This is a genomic window from Kitasatospora purpeofusca (assembly GCF_036010405.1).
GTDB lineage: Bacteria > Actinomycetota > Actinomycetes > Streptomycetales > Streptomycetaceae > Kitasatospora > Kitasatospora purpeofusca.
In genome coordinates, this window is the sequence record NZ_CP108561.1 from 7,838,841 (window position 1) to 7,853,853 (window position 15,013).

General features: G+C 75.0%; 13 protein-coding genes. 3 read left to right on the top strand and 10 right to left on the bottom strand.

Annotated elements, in window-relative coordinates; genetic code table 11:
• Positions 1–71: 71 nt before the first annotated feature.
• Both OG715_RS34290 and OG715_RS34295 read left to right on the top strand, forming a co-directional pair.
• Positions 72–1,205, top strand: a complete 1,134-nt coding sequence (locus OG715_RS34290; protein WP_266273379.1) for a cobalt-precorrin-5B (C(1))-methyltransferase — start codon at positions 72–74, stop codon at positions 1,203–1,205.
• Between the two features lie 159 nt (positions 1,206–1,364).
• Positions 1,365–2,894 carry a UDP-N-acetylglucosamine 1-carboxyvinyltransferase gene (locus OG715_RS34295; protein WP_266273378.1) on the top strand — a complete coding sequence of 510 codons (1,530 nt, stop codon included), beginning with the start codon at positions 1,365–1,367 and terminating at the stop codon, positions 2,892–2,894.
• Between the two features lie 62 nt (positions 2,895–2,956).
• Here the strand turns inward: OG715_RS34295 and OG715_RS34300 are convergent, their stop codons facing one another.
• From OG715_RS34300 to OG715_RS34320, 5 genes are all read right to left on the bottom strand, one after another.
• Complete coding sequence (locus OG715_RS34300) at positions 2,957–3,493, bottom strand: DinB family protein (RefSeq protein WP_266273377.1); 537 nt, start codon at positions 3,491–3,493, stop codon at positions 2,957–2,959.
• A 40-nt stretch (positions 3,494–3,533) separates the two neighbouring features.
• Positions 3,534–4,325 carry a cobalt-precorrin-6A reductase gene (locus OG715_RS34305; protein WP_266273376.1) on the bottom strand — a complete coding sequence of 264 codons (792 nt, stop codon included), beginning with the start codon at positions 4,323–4,325 and terminating at the stop codon, positions 3,534–3,536.
• The gene (gene cobM, locus OG715_RS34310; protein ID WP_266273375.1) at positions 4,325–5,086 is read right to left on the bottom strand and encodes a precorrin-4 C(11)-methyltransferase; all 762 of its coding nucleotides are present in this window, start codon (positions 5,084–5,086) and stop codon (positions 4,325–4,327) included. Before cobM ends, OG715_RS34305 begins: the two co-directional genes overlap by 1 nt.
• Positions 5,083–6,336, bottom strand: coding sequence for a precorrin-6y C5,15-methyltransferase (decarboxylating) subunit CbiE (cbiE, locus tag OG715_RS34315; protein ID WP_266273374.1), 1,254 nt, complete (start codon positions 6,334–6,336; stop codon positions 5,083–5,085). Before cbiE ends, cobM begins: the two co-directional genes overlap by 4 nt.
• Positions 6,337–6,474: 138 nt before the next feature.
• Entirely contained in the window at positions 6,475–6,897 is a 423-nt protein-coding gene (locus OG715_RS34320; protein ID WP_266273373.1) for a gamma-glutamylcyclotransferase family protein, read from the bottom strand.
• A 136-nt stretch (positions 6,898–7,033) separates the two neighbouring features.
• Between OG715_RS34320 and OG715_RS34325 the strand changes: the two genes are divergently transcribed.
• Positions 7,034–8,062 (top strand): EamA family transporter, encoded by a 1,029-nt coding sequence (locus tag OG715_RS34325; RefSeq protein WP_266273372.1) that lies wholly within the window; start codon positions 7,034–7,036, stop codon positions 8,060–8,062.
• Positions 8,063–8,087: 25 nt separating this feature from the next.
• Here OG715_RS34325 and OG715_RS34330 read toward each other — a convergent pair whose 3' ends face one another.
• The 5 genes from OG715_RS34330 to OG715_RS34350 form a co-directional block, all read right to left on the bottom strand.
• Positions 8,088–9,194: a beta-ketoacyl-[acyl-carrier-protein] synthase family protein gene (locus OG715_RS34330; protein WP_266273371.1), complete on the bottom strand. Its 1,107-nt coding sequence runs from the start codon at positions 9,192–9,194 to the stop codon at positions 8,088–8,090.
• A gap of 329 nt (positions 9,195–9,523) precedes the next feature.
• Positions 9,524–10,087 (bottom strand): EF-hand domain-containing protein, encoded by a 564-nt coding sequence (locus tag OG715_RS34335; RefSeq protein WP_266273370.1) that lies wholly within the window; start codon positions 10,085–10,087, stop codon positions 9,524–9,526.
• A gap of 225 nt (positions 10,088–10,312) precedes the next feature.
• On the bottom strand, positions 10,313–12,028 hold the full coding sequence (locus tag OG715_RS34340; protein ID WP_266273369.1) for a dipeptide ABC transporter ATP-binding protein: 1,716 nt from the start codon (positions 12,026–12,028) through the stop codon (positions 10,313–10,315).
• 35 nt (positions 12,029–12,063) lie between these two features.
• Positions 12,064–13,056 (bottom strand): ABC transporter permease, encoded by a 993-nt coding sequence (locus tag OG715_RS34345; RefSeq protein WP_266273368.1) that lies wholly within the window; start codon positions 13,054–13,056, stop codon positions 12,064–12,066.
• Between the two features lie 99 nt (positions 13,057–13,155).
• Positions 13,156–14,910 carry an ABC transporter substrate-binding protein gene (locus OG715_RS34350; protein WP_266273367.1) on the bottom strand — a complete coding sequence of 585 codons (1,755 nt, stop codon included), beginning with the start codon at positions 14,908–14,910 and terminating at the stop codon, positions 13,156–13,158.
• Positions 14,911–15,013: the final 103 nt, after the last annotated feature.

Here is a 15,013-nt window from a genome sequence, read left to right on the forward strand (position 1 = left end):
AGGGCCGTCCGGCCCCGGGTATGCCCGGGGCCGGACGGCAGTCGAGCGATGCCTAGGTGAGGAGACCGGCGATGGGCGAGGTCGGTGGGCGGGCCGGGCAGTTGCGGAGCAGTGGGCTGCGGCACGGGTGGACGACCGGGGCGTGTGCCACGGCGGCGACCAAGGCCGCCTACCGGGCGCTGCTCACCGGGGTGTTCCCGGACCCGGTGGAGATCACGCTGCCGAAGGGGCAGCGGCCGGCTTTCGCGCTCGCGGCGGAGCTGGTGGCCGAGGAGCCGGACGGCGGGCGGCTGGCGACGGCCGGGGTGGTGAAGGACGCCGGGGACGACCCGGACGTCACGCACGGCGCGCTGGTCCGCTCCACCGTGCGGGCGGGGGAGCCGGGCGCGGGTGTGGTGTTCCGGGCCGGGCCCGGGGTGGGGACGGTCACCAAGGCCGGGCTGCCGCTGCCGGTCGGCGAACCCGCCATCAACCCGGTGCCCCGGCAGATGATCCGGGACGCCGTCGCCGAGGTCGCGGCCGAGTGCGGCGGCAGCGGGGACGTGGTGGTGGAGGTGTCGATCGACCACGGCGAGGAGCTCGCCCGGTCCACCTGGAACCCCCGCCTCGGCATCCTCGGCGGGCTCTCCGTCCTCGGGACCACCGGGATCGTCGTCCCCTACTCCTGCTCCGCCTGGATCGACTCGATCCGGCGCGGGGTGGACGTGGCGCGGGCCGCCGGGCGCACCCATGTGGCCGGCTGCACCGGCTCGACCTCGGAGAAGGTGGCCGCGGCGGTGCACGGCCTGCCCGAGGACGCGCTGCTGGACATGGGCGACTTCGCGGGCGCCGTGCTCAAGTACCTCAAGCGCCACCCGGTGCCGAGGCTGACCGTCGCCGGCGGTTTCGCCAAGCTCTCCAAACTCGCCGCCGGCCATCTCGACCTGCACTCGGCGCGCTCCCGGGTGGACCAGGGGTACCTGGCCGGGCTGGCCCGTACGGGCGGCGCCGACGAGGAGCTGACGGCGTCGGTCGCGGCGGCCAACACCGGTCTGGAGGCGATCCAGCTCTGCCGGGCGGCCGGGGTGCCGCTGGGCGACCTGGTGGCCGAGGCGGCCCGGGCCACCGCGCTCGGGGTGCTGGTGGGTTCGCCGGTCGCGGTGGACGTCATCTGCATCGACCGGGCGGGGACGATCGTCGGCCGCGCGCAACCTCTGGGGCCCTGAGGGCCGTCCCCTGTCCGGGAGTTCTGTCCCAGGACTGTCCCGATAACTTCGCCATGGTGTGAAGATCTGACGCTCATACGGGGTGAGAAACGGACAAATGTCGCGCCAGGAGCGGGGTCGACGCCATTGCTATCTCAGCCATGAGATATCGTCTGGCGAGTGACAGGCGACTACCTCACCCGTATCGGCACCCTCATCCGCACCGCGCGTCAGCACCGCGGCTGGTCCCAGGCCCAGCTCGGCGAGGCCCTCGGCACCAGCCAGAGCGCGGTCAACCGCATCGAGCAGGGCAAGCAGAATGTCAGCCTTGAGATGATCGCCCGCATCGGCGAAGCGCTCGACAGCGAGATCGTCTCCCTCGGCTACTCCGGCCCGATGCACCTGCGGGTCGCCGGCGGCACCACCCTCTCCGGCGCGATCGACGTCCGCAGCAGCAAGAACGCCTGCGTCGCCATCCTCTGCGCCTCGCTGCTGACCACCGGCCGCACCACCCTGCGCAGCGTCGCCCGGATCGAGGAGGTCTACCGCATCCTCGAAGTGCTCACCAGCATCGGCGTCAGGAGCCGCTGGACCAACGACGGCCGCGACCTCGAACTCACCCCGCCCGCCGAGCTCGACCTGGCCGGCATGGACGTCGAGGCCGCCCGCCGCACCCGCAGCGTGCTGATGTTCCTCGGCCCGCTGATGCACCGCGCCGACAACTTCGCCATCCCCTACGCCGGCGGCTGCGACCTCGGCACCCGCACCGTGCAGCCGCACCTCACCGCGCTGCGCCGGTTCGGCCTGGAGGTCGCCACCACCGGCGGCGCCTACCACGCCTCGGTCCAGCCCGGCACGCCGATGGACCGGCCGATCGTGCTGACCGAGCGCGGGGACACCGTCACCGAGAACGCCCTGCTCGCCGCCGCCCGCCACGACGGCGTCAGCGTCATCCGCAACGCCTCGCCCAACTACATGGTCCAGGACCTCTGCTTCTTCCTGGAGAAGCTGGGCGTGCGGATCGACGGCGTCGGCACCACCACCCTCACCGTGCACGGCGTCCCCGAGATCACCTGCGACGTCGACTACACCCCGGCCGAGGACCCGGTGGAGGCCATGAGCCTGCTCGCCGCCGCCGTGGTCACCTCCTCCGAGCTGACCGTCCGCCGGGTGCCGATCGAGTTCCTGGAGATCGAGCTCGCCGTGCTGGAGGGCATGGGCCTCGACTACGACCGCACCCCCGAGTACCGCGCCCACAACGGCCGCACCCGGCTGGTCGACCTCACCGTGCGCCCCTCCAAGCTCACCGCGCCGATCGACACCATCCACCCGATGCCCTTCCCCGGCATCAACATCGACAACGTGCCGTTCTTCGCCGCCATCGCCGCGGCCGCCCACGGCACCACGATGATCCACGACTGGGTGTACGACAACCGCGCCATCTACCTCACCGAACTCACCCGCCTCGGCGCGGACATCAAGCTCCTCGACCCGCACCGGGTGCTGGTCCAGGGCCCGACCCGCTGGCGCGCCGCCGAGATGGTCTGCCCGCCCGCGCTGCGCCCCGCCGTGGTGATCCTGCTGGCGATGCTGGCCGCCAAGGGCACCTCGGTGCTCCGCAACGTCTACGTCATCAACCGGGGCTACGAGGACCTCGCCGAGCGCCTCAACTCCATCGGCGCCCAGATCGAGACCTTCCGCGACATCTGATCCGGGCACCCGCCGCCCGGTCCCGGAACCCCGGGGCCGGGCGGCGGCGTGCCCGGGTCCGGCTACTCGCCGGTGCGGCCGTCGAGGTGCTCGCGGAGGAGGTCGGCGTGGCCGTTGTGGCGGGCGTACTCCTCGATCATGTGGGTGAGGATCCAGCGCAGGGAGTACTCGGTCTCCTTGCCGTCGGCCGCGCGGTAGTGGCCGAGCACGTCCAGGGACGGGGCGGCGGCGACGAGTTCGCGGGCGTGCTCGCACTCGGCGCGCCAGTGGGCGAACGCCTCCTCGGGGTCGGCCTCGTCGGCCGCGAACTCGGCGAACCTGCCGTTGGAGTCCCGCCAGATACCGGGGTGGCCCTCGCCGTTGAGGATGTTGCGGAACCAGCCGAGCTCCACCTCGGCCAGGTGGCGGGTGAGGCCGAGCAGGGAGAGCGTGGAGGGGAGCAGCGGGCGGGCGCGGAGCTGTTCGGTGCTCAGCCCGGTGCACTTCCAGGCGAAGGTGGCGCGCTGGAAGTCCAGGAAGCCCGTCAGGGTGGCGAGTTCCGCACCGGCCAGGGGCGGCTCGGGGCGGGCGGCGTCGGCGAGTTCGTAGGCGTCGGTCATCCGGTCATCCTTGCAGCGTGGGGCGGGTTCCGCGCGGGAATTACGGCCCGATCGGGCCGTGGTCGGCGAGCCGCTCCAGCACCTCGGCGACGCTCGCCGCGACCGGCACTCCGGCCGGCAGCGGCGGGCGGTCCACCAGCACCACGGGCAGGCCGAGTTCGCGGGCCGCGGTGAGTTTGGGCGCGGTGGCCGCGCCGCCGCTGTCCTTGGTGACCACGACGTCGATCCGGTGCTCGCGCAGCACCGCCCGCTCGCCGTCCAGGGTGAACGGGCCCCGGTCGAGCAGGACGTCGAGCGCGGCGGGCAGCGGCGGCTCGGGCGGATCGACCGAGCGGGCCACGAAGTGCAGGCCGTCGAGGTGGGCGAAGGCGGCGATGCCCTGCCGGCCGCTGGTGAGCAGGACCCGTCGGCCGAGAGCGGGCAGCAGCGCGGCGGCGGCGTCCAGGGAGGGGACGCGGTGCCAGTCGTCGCCCGGTCCGGCCGTCCAGCCGGGGCGGCGCAGTGCGAGCAGCGGGACGCCGGTCGCCGCGGCGGCCGCGGCGGCGTTGCCGGACATCACGGCGGCGAACGGGTGGGTGGCGTCCACCACGGTGTCCACCCGCTCGGCGCGCAGCCAGTCGGCGAGGCCGTCGGCGCCGCCGAAGCCGCCGATCCGCACCTCGCCGGCGGGCAGCCGGGGCCGGGCCACCCGCCCGGCGAGCGAGCTGGTGACCCGGAGCCCGGCCCGGCCGTCGAGGGCGGCGGCGAGGGCGCGCGCCTCGGTGGTGCCGCCGAGGATCAGCAGGTGGCGGCGGTCCGGGGGTGTGGTCGGGCGGAGGTCCGGCGCGGTCATCAGGTGCCGCAGGGCTCGTGCGGGCGCTCGCGGTCCGCGGAGTAGAGGTGGCTGTCGCGGAACTGCTCGGCGGCCAGGGTGCGGCCGACGATGATCACGGCGGTGCGGACCACGCCGGCGGCCTTCATCTGCCCGGCGATGTCCCCGACGGTGCCGCGCAGCACCAGCTCGTCCGGCCGGCTGGCCATCGCGACCACGGCGGCCGGGCAGTCCGCCCCGTAGTGCGGGAGCAGCTGCTCGACCACGTCGTCCACGTACCCGGCGGCCAGGTGCAGGACGAGCAGGGCGCCGCTGCGGCCGAGGGTGGCGAGGTCCTCGCCCTCGGGCATCGGGGTGGCGCGCTTGGCGATCCGGGTGAGGATCACGGTCTGGCCGACGGTCGGCACGGTCAGCTCGCGCTTGAGCGCGGCCGCCGCGGCGGCGAAGGCCGGCACGCCCGGCACCACGTCGTAGGGCACGCCGGCCGCGTCGAGGCGGCGCATCTGCTCGGCGACGGCGCTGAACACCGACGGGTCGCCGGAGTGCAGCCGGGCGACGTCCTGCCCGGCGGCGTGGGCGCGGACCATCTCCTCGACGATCACGTCGAGGGTGAGGTTGGCGGTGTCGACCAGCCGGGCGCCGGGCGGGCACTCGGCGAGCAGCTCGCGCGGCACCAGGCTGCCGGCGTAGAGGCAGACCTCGGCGCGGGCCAGGATCCGCTGGCCGCGCAGGGTGATCAGGTCGGCGGCGCCGGGGCCGGCCCCGATGAAGTGGACGGTCACGAGGCGTTCTCCCGGGGGGTGAGGGGGTCGGCGGCGGGTCTGACGGCGGACCACTGGGTGACCGGCATCGCCTGGCGCCAGCCGGTGAAGCCGCCGACCGGGACGGCGTGCGCGACGGCGAGCCGCAGCAGTTCGCCGCCGTGCCGTCGGTACCAGGTGGTGAGCAGCGCCTCCGACTCCAGGGTCACGGTGTTGGCGACCAGCCGGCCGCCGGGCGGCAGCGCGGCCCAGCAGGTGTCGAGCAGGCCGGGCGCGGTGAGGCCGCCGCCGACGAACACCGCGTCCGGGGCGGGCAGTCCGGCGAGCGCGTCCGGGGCGGGGCCGGTGACCACGCGCAGCCGGGGCACGCCGAGGGCGGCGGCGTTGCGGGCGATCCGCTCGGCCCGCACCGGGTCGCGTTCGACCGTGACGGCCCGGTTGTCGCGGTGGGAGCGCAGCCACTCGATCGCGATCGAGCCCGAGCCGCCGCCGATGTCCCACAGCAGTTCGCCGGGGACGGGGGCCAGGGTGGCGAGAGTGGCGGCGCGCACGTGCCGCTTGGTCAGCTGGCCGTCGCTCTCGTACGCGCCGTCGGGCAGGCCGGGGACGACGGGGGTGCGGGGGCCGTCGGCGCCGAGCTCGACGGCGATCAGGTTGAGCGGGTCGCCGGGCGGGTGCGGCCAGCCGTCGGCGGGGCCGTCCAGCTGCCGTTCGCCGGGGCCGCCGAGCTGTTCGAGGACCCGCAGCCGGGCGGAGCCGTACCCGAGTCCGGCGAGCAGCGCGGCGACGGCGGCCGGGGTGGCGGCGTCGGCGCTGAGCACCAGCAGCCGGCGGCCCGGGTTGAGGGCGAGCCTCAGGGTGTCGAGGGGCCGGCCGACCAGGCTGACCACCTCGGTCGCCTCCAGCGGCCAGCCGAGCCGGGCGCAGGCGTACGCGACCGAGGAGGGGTGCGGCAGGATCCGCAGCCGTTCGGGGCCGACGGTCTCGGCGAGGGTGCGGCCGATGCCGAAGAACATCGGGTCGCCGCTGGCCAGGACGACCGTCCGGCGGTCCGCGTACCGGGCGAGCAGGCCGGGGACGGCCGGGCGCAGCGGGGACGGCCAGGACACCCGTTCGGCGCCGACCTCCTCGGCGGGCAGCAGGTCCAGCTGCCGGGGTCCGCCGATCACGGCCCCGGCGGCCCGCAGGGCGGCGCGCGCGGCGGCACCGAGCCCGGGCCAGCCGTCGGCCCCGATCCCGACGACGGTGATCGGGGGTGGCTGCTGGGACACCGGGGGGCTCCTCGGGGGCGTGCTCGGGGCGGGGGCGTGCTCGGGGCGGGTGGGGGCAGCCTACCTGGCGGTATTCGCCCCGCGGTCGGTCAGGGTGCGGCCCCGGACCGGTGCGCCGGGCCGCCCTCGGGCGGGCTGTCATCGGTCGCGCCGTCGCCAGTCGCCGGAGGCGATGAGCGCCGGGTGCGCGCGCAGCCGGGCGCCGACGGCCGGTCCGGCCAGGTACACCCAGGCCGGGGCGGTGCCGCCGTCCCCGGTGCGGACGGTCAGCCGCTCGCGGACGTACTCGCCGCCGCCGGCCGGCCGGCAGTCCTCCAGCCGGTCCAGCGCCGCGAGCGCCGCCGGGTAGGCGGCCGGGCGGATCGTCACCAGCTCGCCGACGATCCGCCGGCCCGGGGCGGCGTCCGGCACGGCGTACGGGAAGCCGGGCCCCGCGTGCAGCGCCGCGCCGTCCAGGACCGCGGGCCGTACCGAGGCGCAGCGGCCGGCCAGGAACAGCGCGTGGTTGCGTTCCCCGGTGAGCAGGGTGCCGTAGACGAAGAAGGGGAGGGCGGACGGCACGGGGACTCCTCGGGGCCGGGGTGGGAAGCGGACCGGTGTTCGATGGTGACCGCCTGGTGATACCCACTGGCGCGCGGGGTGGCCGATGCGGTGTCATGTCGGGTACATCTGCCAGTACCGTTCCGGGGGGACACCCATGACAGCTCCAGCCGAACAAGGGTCGGCCGGGTCAGCGACCGCCCGCCCCGTCCCCGCCGACGCCTCGGGCGACCCCGGCTCCGACGCCTCCTCCGGGCGGCTCGGAGCCGGGGTGTGGACGGCGCTCGTGGTGGTCTACGTGGTGTGGGGCTCGACCTATCTGGCGATCCGGATCGCGGTGGAGACCATGCCGTCCTTCCTCTCCGCCGCCGCCCGCTTCCTGACCGCCGGTCTGCTGCTCGCCGGCTTCGTCGCCGTCCGCCACGGCAGGGCCGGACTCCGGGTGGACGCGCGGCAGCTGGGCTCCGCCGCCCTGGTCGGACTGCTGCTGCTGACCGGCGGCAACGGACTCGTGGTGCTCGGCGAGACCTCCGTCCCCTCCGGCCTGGCCGCGCTGCTGGTCGCCGCCGTGCCGATCTGGATGGTGCTGCTGACGGCGGCCGGCGGCGAGCGGCCCAGGCGCGCCGAACTGGCCGGAGTGCTGCTCGGACTGGTGGGCCTGGCCGTGCTCTCCGCCCCCGCGATCGGCGGCTCGATAGCCCCCGCCGGGGTGGTCGCGATCATCTGCGCCACCCTCACCTGGGCGTCCGGCTCCTTCGCCAGCAAGCGGATCCGGATGCCCGGCAACGTCCTCGCGTCCAGCGCCTACCAGATGCTCGCCGGCGGGCTCGGCAATCTGCTGATCGGACTGGCCCGGGGGGAGGAGCGCGGGCTGCGCCCCGGCGACGTGTCCACCCGCTCCTGGCTGGCGCTGGCCTTCCTGGTGGTGTTCGGTTCCCTGGTCGCCTTCACCGCGTACGCCTGGCTGCTGCGCGCCGCCCCGCTGACGCTGGTGGCCACCTACGCGTACGTGAACCCGGTGGTGGCCGTGCTGCTGGGATGGCTGGTGCTGGCCGAACCGCTGACCGGCCCCACCCTGCTGGGCGGGGCCGTCGTGGTCGCCGGCGTGTGCCTGGTGGTGAGCGTCAGCCGCGGGTCGGGACGGAAGCCGGCCCGGGAGCCCGACCGGGAGTCTGCCCGAGGGTGAGGCGAAGGCCGGGCCCGGTACCGGCTCACCCGGACCAGGTGGCGAGCAGGGTGCTCAGGGTCACGCCCGGGCCGAGGCCCAGCAGCAGGCCGCGGGCACCGGCCGGCGGGGGCGTGCGGTGGGTGCGGGCGAGGACCGAGAAGACGGTGGCCCCGCCGAGGTTGCCCTCCTCGGTGAGGACGTCCCGCGAGTGCCGCAGGAACGCGGCGTCCGCGTCGAGCAGCACCCCGAGCCGGTCCAGGATGGCCGGGCCGCCCGGGTGCAGCACGCCGAAGTCCAGCTCCCGGCCGCCGTGCCGGTCCAGCCAGTCGAGCAGCGCCGGTCCCAGGTCGGTGACCGAGCGGAGCGAGGCCCGGGTGGAGGCGAAGTGGTCGCCCCGGTGGTCCGTCAGCTTGCGGTAGCGGTCGGTGGTGTGCGGGATGGTGTACTCGAAGCAGTGCTCCAGTCTGAGCCCGGGCGTGCGCTGCTCGGCCGTGACCACGGCCGCCGCCGCCGCGTCGCCCCAGAGGCCCTTGTAGATCTGGTCCTCCACCGAGGTGCGGGTGTTCTGGTAGAGCGAGGAGAGCGACTCGGCGGCGACCACCAGCACCACGGCGGCCGGGTTCCAGGCCAGGAAGCGCCGGGCCGTGAGCAGGACGTGGGCGCCGCCCGCGCAGGCCAGCTGGCTCATCGGCAGCCGGCTGATGTCGGGGCGCAGGCCCAAGTTCTGCTGGAGGTGGACGTCCAGCCCGGGCACGGCGTCCCCGGTCGCGCTGGACACGATCACGCAGTCCACCTGCTCGGGCCGGACGCCCGCCGTCAGCATCGCCTCGGCGGCGGCGTGTTCGGCGGCGGCGAGCAGGTCGCCGAAGGTCGTGGCCTTGCGTTCGGCGGCGGTGCGCTCGGGGGAGGAGACCAGCTCGTAGGGCCGGAAGTAGCGGCGGGTGCCGGGCAGGTTGCCGAGGGCCAGCCGGACGGTCTGGGCCTGACGGGCCGGGTAGTCGGGGTTGCGGTCGAGGATGTCCTCCCGGATCCGCTCGGCCGTCACGGTGTGGGGACCGAGGGCGAGGGCCGGGCGGGCGACGAACGCGGGCGCGGAGGCGGGGGCGGACAGGGCGGTGGGGGGAGCGGGAGTGGGGGCCGTGCTGGGCATGCGGATGGTTCCTTGCGGCTGTGCGCGCCGCGTCCGGCCGGACGCGACGGCCGGTCCGGGCGGTCGTGGCGCGCCGCCCGACGGCGCGGTGCCCGGCCGGCCGGGGAAGGCCGGGACGCACCGACCCGTCGTGACAGCGTCCGACCCGTCCGGGCGCCGGCACCGCCACGCTACCCGCCGGAGCGCCCCGCCGCCGTCCCCGCCCCCGGCCCCTGCCGTCGGCCGGAACACCGCCGGTCACCTGCGGGGATCCCCCGGCCGGGGGTGCCGGCGGGGTCCGTTCGGGAGGACCGGGCTCGGCCCCTCCGGGCCGGCCGGGCGGGGCCGCGTCAGACCGCGTACGGAGGACGCCCGGCCCACCAGTGCCCGGGGGCCTCGGCCTCGCGGCTGGTCCAGAACTCGATGATGCCGCCGACGAACTCCTCGACCGAGAGCAGGCCGTCGCCGTCCACGTCCAGTCGGCGGAACGCCTCGTCGGCGTCGTCGCGGGAGAGGGCGGAGAAGTGGCCGCGCTGGAAGACGAAGAACTCGCCCGCGTCCACGGTTCCGCTGCCGTCCACGTCGGCGATCGCGAGGAAGGCCTCGGCCAGCGCGCCGAACACGGTCCGCGCGGCGACCGGGTCGTCGGCGAGCGAGCGGGTCGAGGCGACGAACTGCGCGCGGCCGATCGAGGTGGTGCCGACCGGAAGGTGGGAGACGTGCAGGTCGCGCCAGATCGCGAGGTAGGCGTCGACGATGCGCTCCTCGGTGCGGGAACCCTCCGCGTGCCCCAGCGAACGGGCCACCGCCCGGCCCATCAGCACATGGTCGTGCTCGGTCAGCCGGCCGTCCCCGTCGGCGTCGAGGTGGTCGAAGCCGTGGTTGATCCTCGCGAGCAGTTTTTCCTCGGACACGTTTCTCCCGGATCGAGCAGATGCCCTGTCGGACCGTCACAGCGGTCGTTCGCAGCACGCTAACCCGCCCGGTACCGGCCGCGCAGCCGAAGACTCGAACTGTCGGCCGACCGCGCGTACGTCCGTGACCGGCCGTCGGCCGACCGTGCGCGGCCCTGGACGGCGGCCCTGGACGGCGGCCCCTGGACGGCGCCTCCGGGACGGCGGCCCGGGATCGCCGTCCGCTCAGCGCGCGGCGGCGAGCAGCTCCCGGGTGTAGTCGGTGTGCGGGGCGGCGAACAGGCGGTCCCGGTCGGTGGATTCGACCAGCCGGCCGCCGTGCATCACGGCCACCCGGTCGCAGAAGTGGCGGACCACCGCGAGGTCGTGCGAGACGAACAGGAAGGCGACGCCCAGCCGTTCGCGCAGTTCCATCAGCAGGTTGAGGACCTGCGCCTGGACCGACACGTCCAGCGCGGACACCGGCTCGTCGGCGATGATCAGCCGGGGCTCGGCCGCGAGCGCGCGGGCGATCCCGATCCGCTGGCGCTGGCCGCCGGAGAACTCGTGCGGATAGCGGTCCAGGTGGTCGGCCGGCAGACCGACCTGTTCCAGCAGTTCGGCGGACCGCTGCCGCCGCTCGCCCGCGCCGAGAGCGGTGTGCAGCCGCAGCGGGGTCTCCAGGGTCTGCGCGACGGTGCGGCGCGGGTTGAGCGAGGCGTACGGGTCCTGGAAGACCAGCTGGACCTCCTTGGCGAGCCGCCGCCGCAGCGCCCGGTCGGGCCGGGTGGCGTCCAGGCCGTCGTACCGGACGGTGCCGGCGGTGGCGGGCTGGAGGCCGGCCAGCACCCGCGAGGTGGTGGACTTGCCGGAGCCGGACTCGCCGACCAGGCCGAGCGTCTCGCCGGGGGCGATGCGCAGGCCGAGCCCCTCGACGGCCCGCACCGGCTCGGACCGCGTCCCGGGGAAGCGGCGGCGGCCGGGGAAGTGCACCGAGAGGTCCTCGACCTCGACCAGCCACCGCCCGCCGGTGGCCGTCGCCCCGGAGCGGGGGCGGGCCGTCGGCCGGGGCGCGGGCGAGGGGTCGTCGACCGTCGGCAGCGGAGTGCCGGGCACCGAGTCCAGCGTCAGCGCGGCGCCGACCAGGGCCCTGGTGTACGGCTCCCGGGGCGCGGCCAGCAGCGCCGGGGTGGGTGCGGTCTCCACCTCCAGGCCGCCGCGCAGGACGAGGGTGCGGTCGGTGCCGCCCGCGACCACCCCGAGGTCGTGGCTGACCAGCAGCACGGCGGTGCCGTGCTCGCGCTGCAACTCGCCCAGCAGGTCGAGCACCTGGTCCTGGACGCGGGCGTCGAGCGCGGTGGTGGGCTCGTCGGCGATCAGCACATCGGGGTTGTTCAGCAGTGCCATCGCGATCATGACCCGCTGCCGCATGCCGCCGGAGAAGCGGTGCGGGTGGTCGTCCGTCCGGGCGGCCGGGATGCCCACCCGGTCGAGCATCGCGGCGGCCTTCCGGCGGGCCTCGGCCCGGCCCGCGCCGGGGTGGTGCAGCCGGTACATCTCGGCGAGCTGCGCGCCGACGGTGTGGAAGGGGCTGAGGGAGGTCAGCGCGTCCTGGAAGACCAGGGCCACCCGGCCGCCGCGCACCCGCCGCAGCACCTGCTCCCCGGCGCCGACCAGCTCCTGCCCGTCCAGCCGGATCGAGCCGGTGACGGTGGTGGTGCGCGGGTCGTGCAGGCCGAGCACGGCGAGCCCGGTGGCGGACTTGCCGGAGCCGGACTCGCCGACCAGGCCGAGGACCTCGCCCCGGGCGAGCTCGAAGGACAGGCCCCGCACGGCGTGGACGGGTGCGCCGCCGCGCGGGTCGGCGAAGCTGACGGAGAGGTCGCGGACGCTGAGCACCGGCGGCTCGGCGGCGGGCGCGGACGCAGCGGCGGTGGGCGCGGTCGCGGAGGTGGGGGTCATGGGGAGGGCTCCAGGCGGGAGGGCGGCGGGCGGGTTCAGCCGAGGCGGATGCGCGGATCGAGCCAGGCGATCACCAGATCGGCCAGCGCGACGAACAGCACGACGAAGCAGGCGGCGAGCAGCACGGCGCCGACCACGGCCGGCAGGTCCTGGCCCTCGACGGCCTCGGTGGCGAACCGGCCCACGCCGTTCAGCCCGAACACCGTCTCGGTGATCACCGCGCCGCCCAGCAGCGCGCCCGCCTCCAGGCCGAGCAGCTGCACCAGCGGTCCGGCGGCGCCGCGCGCGGTGTACTTGAGGTGCGCCCGGAGCCGGCCGAGGCCCTTGCCGCGGGCGGTGCGGACGTACTCCTCGTCCATCGTCTCCAGCAGCTGGGAGCGCGAGAGCCGGGCGAACACGGCCGAGTTGACGAAGCCGAGGACGATCCAGGGGAGCAGCATGCCGCCCGCCCAGGCGGCCGGGTCGGTAGCCGGCGGGGTGTAGGAGGGCAGCGGCAGCAGTCCGGTCGTGTAGACCAGACCCCACTGGGCGACGTAGCCGAGGAAGTAGATCTGCACGCTGGCGCCGATCAGGGTGAAGCCGGAGAGCAGCCGGTCCGTCCTGGTGCCGTGCCGCAGCGCGGCGACGAAGCCGGTGCCGAGTCCGAACACCACCAGGAAGGCCAGCCCGCCCGCCGCCAGCGAGACGGTCACCGGCAGGTGGTCGACCAGGGCCTCGGTGACCGGCTGGTGCAGCCGGTAGGAGTAGCCGAGGCAGGGCGCGTCGCAGTGCAGGGTGGAGCCGTCGACGTCCTGGATGTCACGGCCGGCCACGATCCCGGTCAGGTAGTCGGTGTACTGGGTGAGCAGCGGCTGGTCCAGGCCCATGCTCGCGCGGACCGCCGCGACCTGACCGGTGTCGCAGCGCGGGCCGCAGGCGGCGCGGGCCGGGTCGGCGGGGGCGGCGTAGAAGAGGGCGAAGGCGGCGGCGGAGACCGCGGCCAGGACGGCGAGCGCCTGGAGGATCCGCCGCAGGGCGAAGGAGAGCATGGTGGCCGGTCCGGGTTCGGTGGGCGTCGGGGCGGTGGTCCCGCCGCCCCGACGCGCGGGGCGGGGCGGACGGCGGGACCACCGGGGGTGTGCGGGCTGTCAGGCCTTCAGGTAGAGCCAGGCGAGGCTGACCGACCCGTAGATCGGGTGGACGAACGCGCCGCCGACGTTGGAGCCGCGCAGCTGGTTGACGTTCGGGTAGGCGAACGGCAGCACCGGCAGGTCCTTCATCACCGTCTGCTCCAGCGCGTACAGCTCCTTGGCCTTGGCCCGGGGCTCGCCGATCCCGTTGATCCGGTCGATCTCCTTGTCCACCTCGCCGTTGTGGTAGCGGGCGGAGTTGAGGTCGCTGTTGGCGCGGCCGTCGAAGGAGAACGGGATCAGGGTGGAGGGCGTCGGCCAGTCGACCGAGCTGGTCTCCTCCCACAGGTCGTAGGGGGAGTCGGCGCGGTGCGCCTCGTCCAGCAGGGCCTTGGCGTCGACCGGCTTCGGCACCAGCGTGATACCGGCCTTGGCGAAGCCGTCGACCAGCACCTGCGCGACCCGCTGGCCGTTCGGGGTGTTGGCGTGGGCGTAGGTGAGCGAGGCGGGCGGCTGCTTGGCCTTGGCCAGCACGGCCTTCGCGGCGTCCGGGTCGCCCTCGGGCCTGGCCGGGTTCAGGTCGTACTTCTGCCAGTCGACCAGGGCGGGCGAGCTGAGGGTGCTGGCGAGCTCGCCGGCCCGGCTGCCGCCGAGGACCTGGCGGGCCTGCTGGCGCGGGTAGGCGAGGTTGAGGGCCTTGCGGACCTCGGGGTCGGTCACCCGCTCGTTGTTGACCATGAGGTAGGTGACGAAGGCGCCCTGCCGCCCGGAGACGACCAGGTCCTTGGCCTTCGGGTCGGTGTCCACGGTCTGGTACAGCTCGGGGGAGAGCTGGGTGGCCACCGTGGTGGCGTCCGCGCCGCCGTCGCGCCCGGAGAGGATCTCCTGGTTGATGTTGAGCGCCTCCTTCCCGAAGGTGAAGACGAACTTCTCCGGGTACTGGCTGCGGATCGGGTCGGTCTCCGCCTTCCAGTGCGGGTTGCGCTCCAGCACCAGCCGGGTGTTCTGGACGTGCTCGACGATCCGGTACGGGCCGGTGGAGAACGGCAGCCGGTCGTAGTCGGTGCCGGTGTCCTTGTCCTTGCGCACCGGCGAGGAGGAGGACTGCGCGGCCATGTACGGCACGTCGGCCTGCGGCTGCGGGAAGTGGAACACCAGGGTGCGGTCGTCCGGCGTCGCGATCGCGTCGAGGTCGCCGTCCTGCGGGCCGCCGTACTTCTTGCGGGCGTCGTCGTAGCTGGCCTCACCGGTCAGCCACTGCGGCCAGTACGGCGGGCCGACCTCGTATCCCTTGCCGAAGGAGCGCTCGATGCCGTACTTGACCTGCTGGGAGGTGATCGGCTGACCGTCCTCCCAGGTCACGCCCTCCTTCAGCCGGTAGGTCCAGGTGCGGCCGTCGTCGCTGGCGGTCCCGGTGTCGGTGGCGAGGTCGCCGACCAGCTTGGCCTTGCCGTCCACCACCTGGTACTGGGTCAGCTGGCGGCCCCACAGCAGCGAGGTGTTGTAGGCGGCGCCCGCGTACACCTTCTGCGGGTCGAGGTGGCGGAAGTCGGTGGTGTTGTAGACGTTCACCGTGCCGCCCGCGCGGGCACCGGGGACGGCGGGGGCCGGTCCGGCGCTCTCCTTCTCGTTGCCGAGCGCGGCGGTCAGCGGCGAGGCGTCCTTGGCCGCGGCGCCGGGGCCGGCCGTGGAGGTGGAACCCGCGCCGGCCGAGCAGGACGTCGCCAGCAGGGCGGTCGCGACGACGGCGAGGGACGGTCTGATCCAGCGCATGGCGAATCTCTCCTTGCCCCGGGGTCTCCGGGGCGGTCGGGTGAACTGTCGGGTGAACAGTGGAAGGAAGGCGGTCGGTCGGACCGCGGCCGGCGACGGCCCG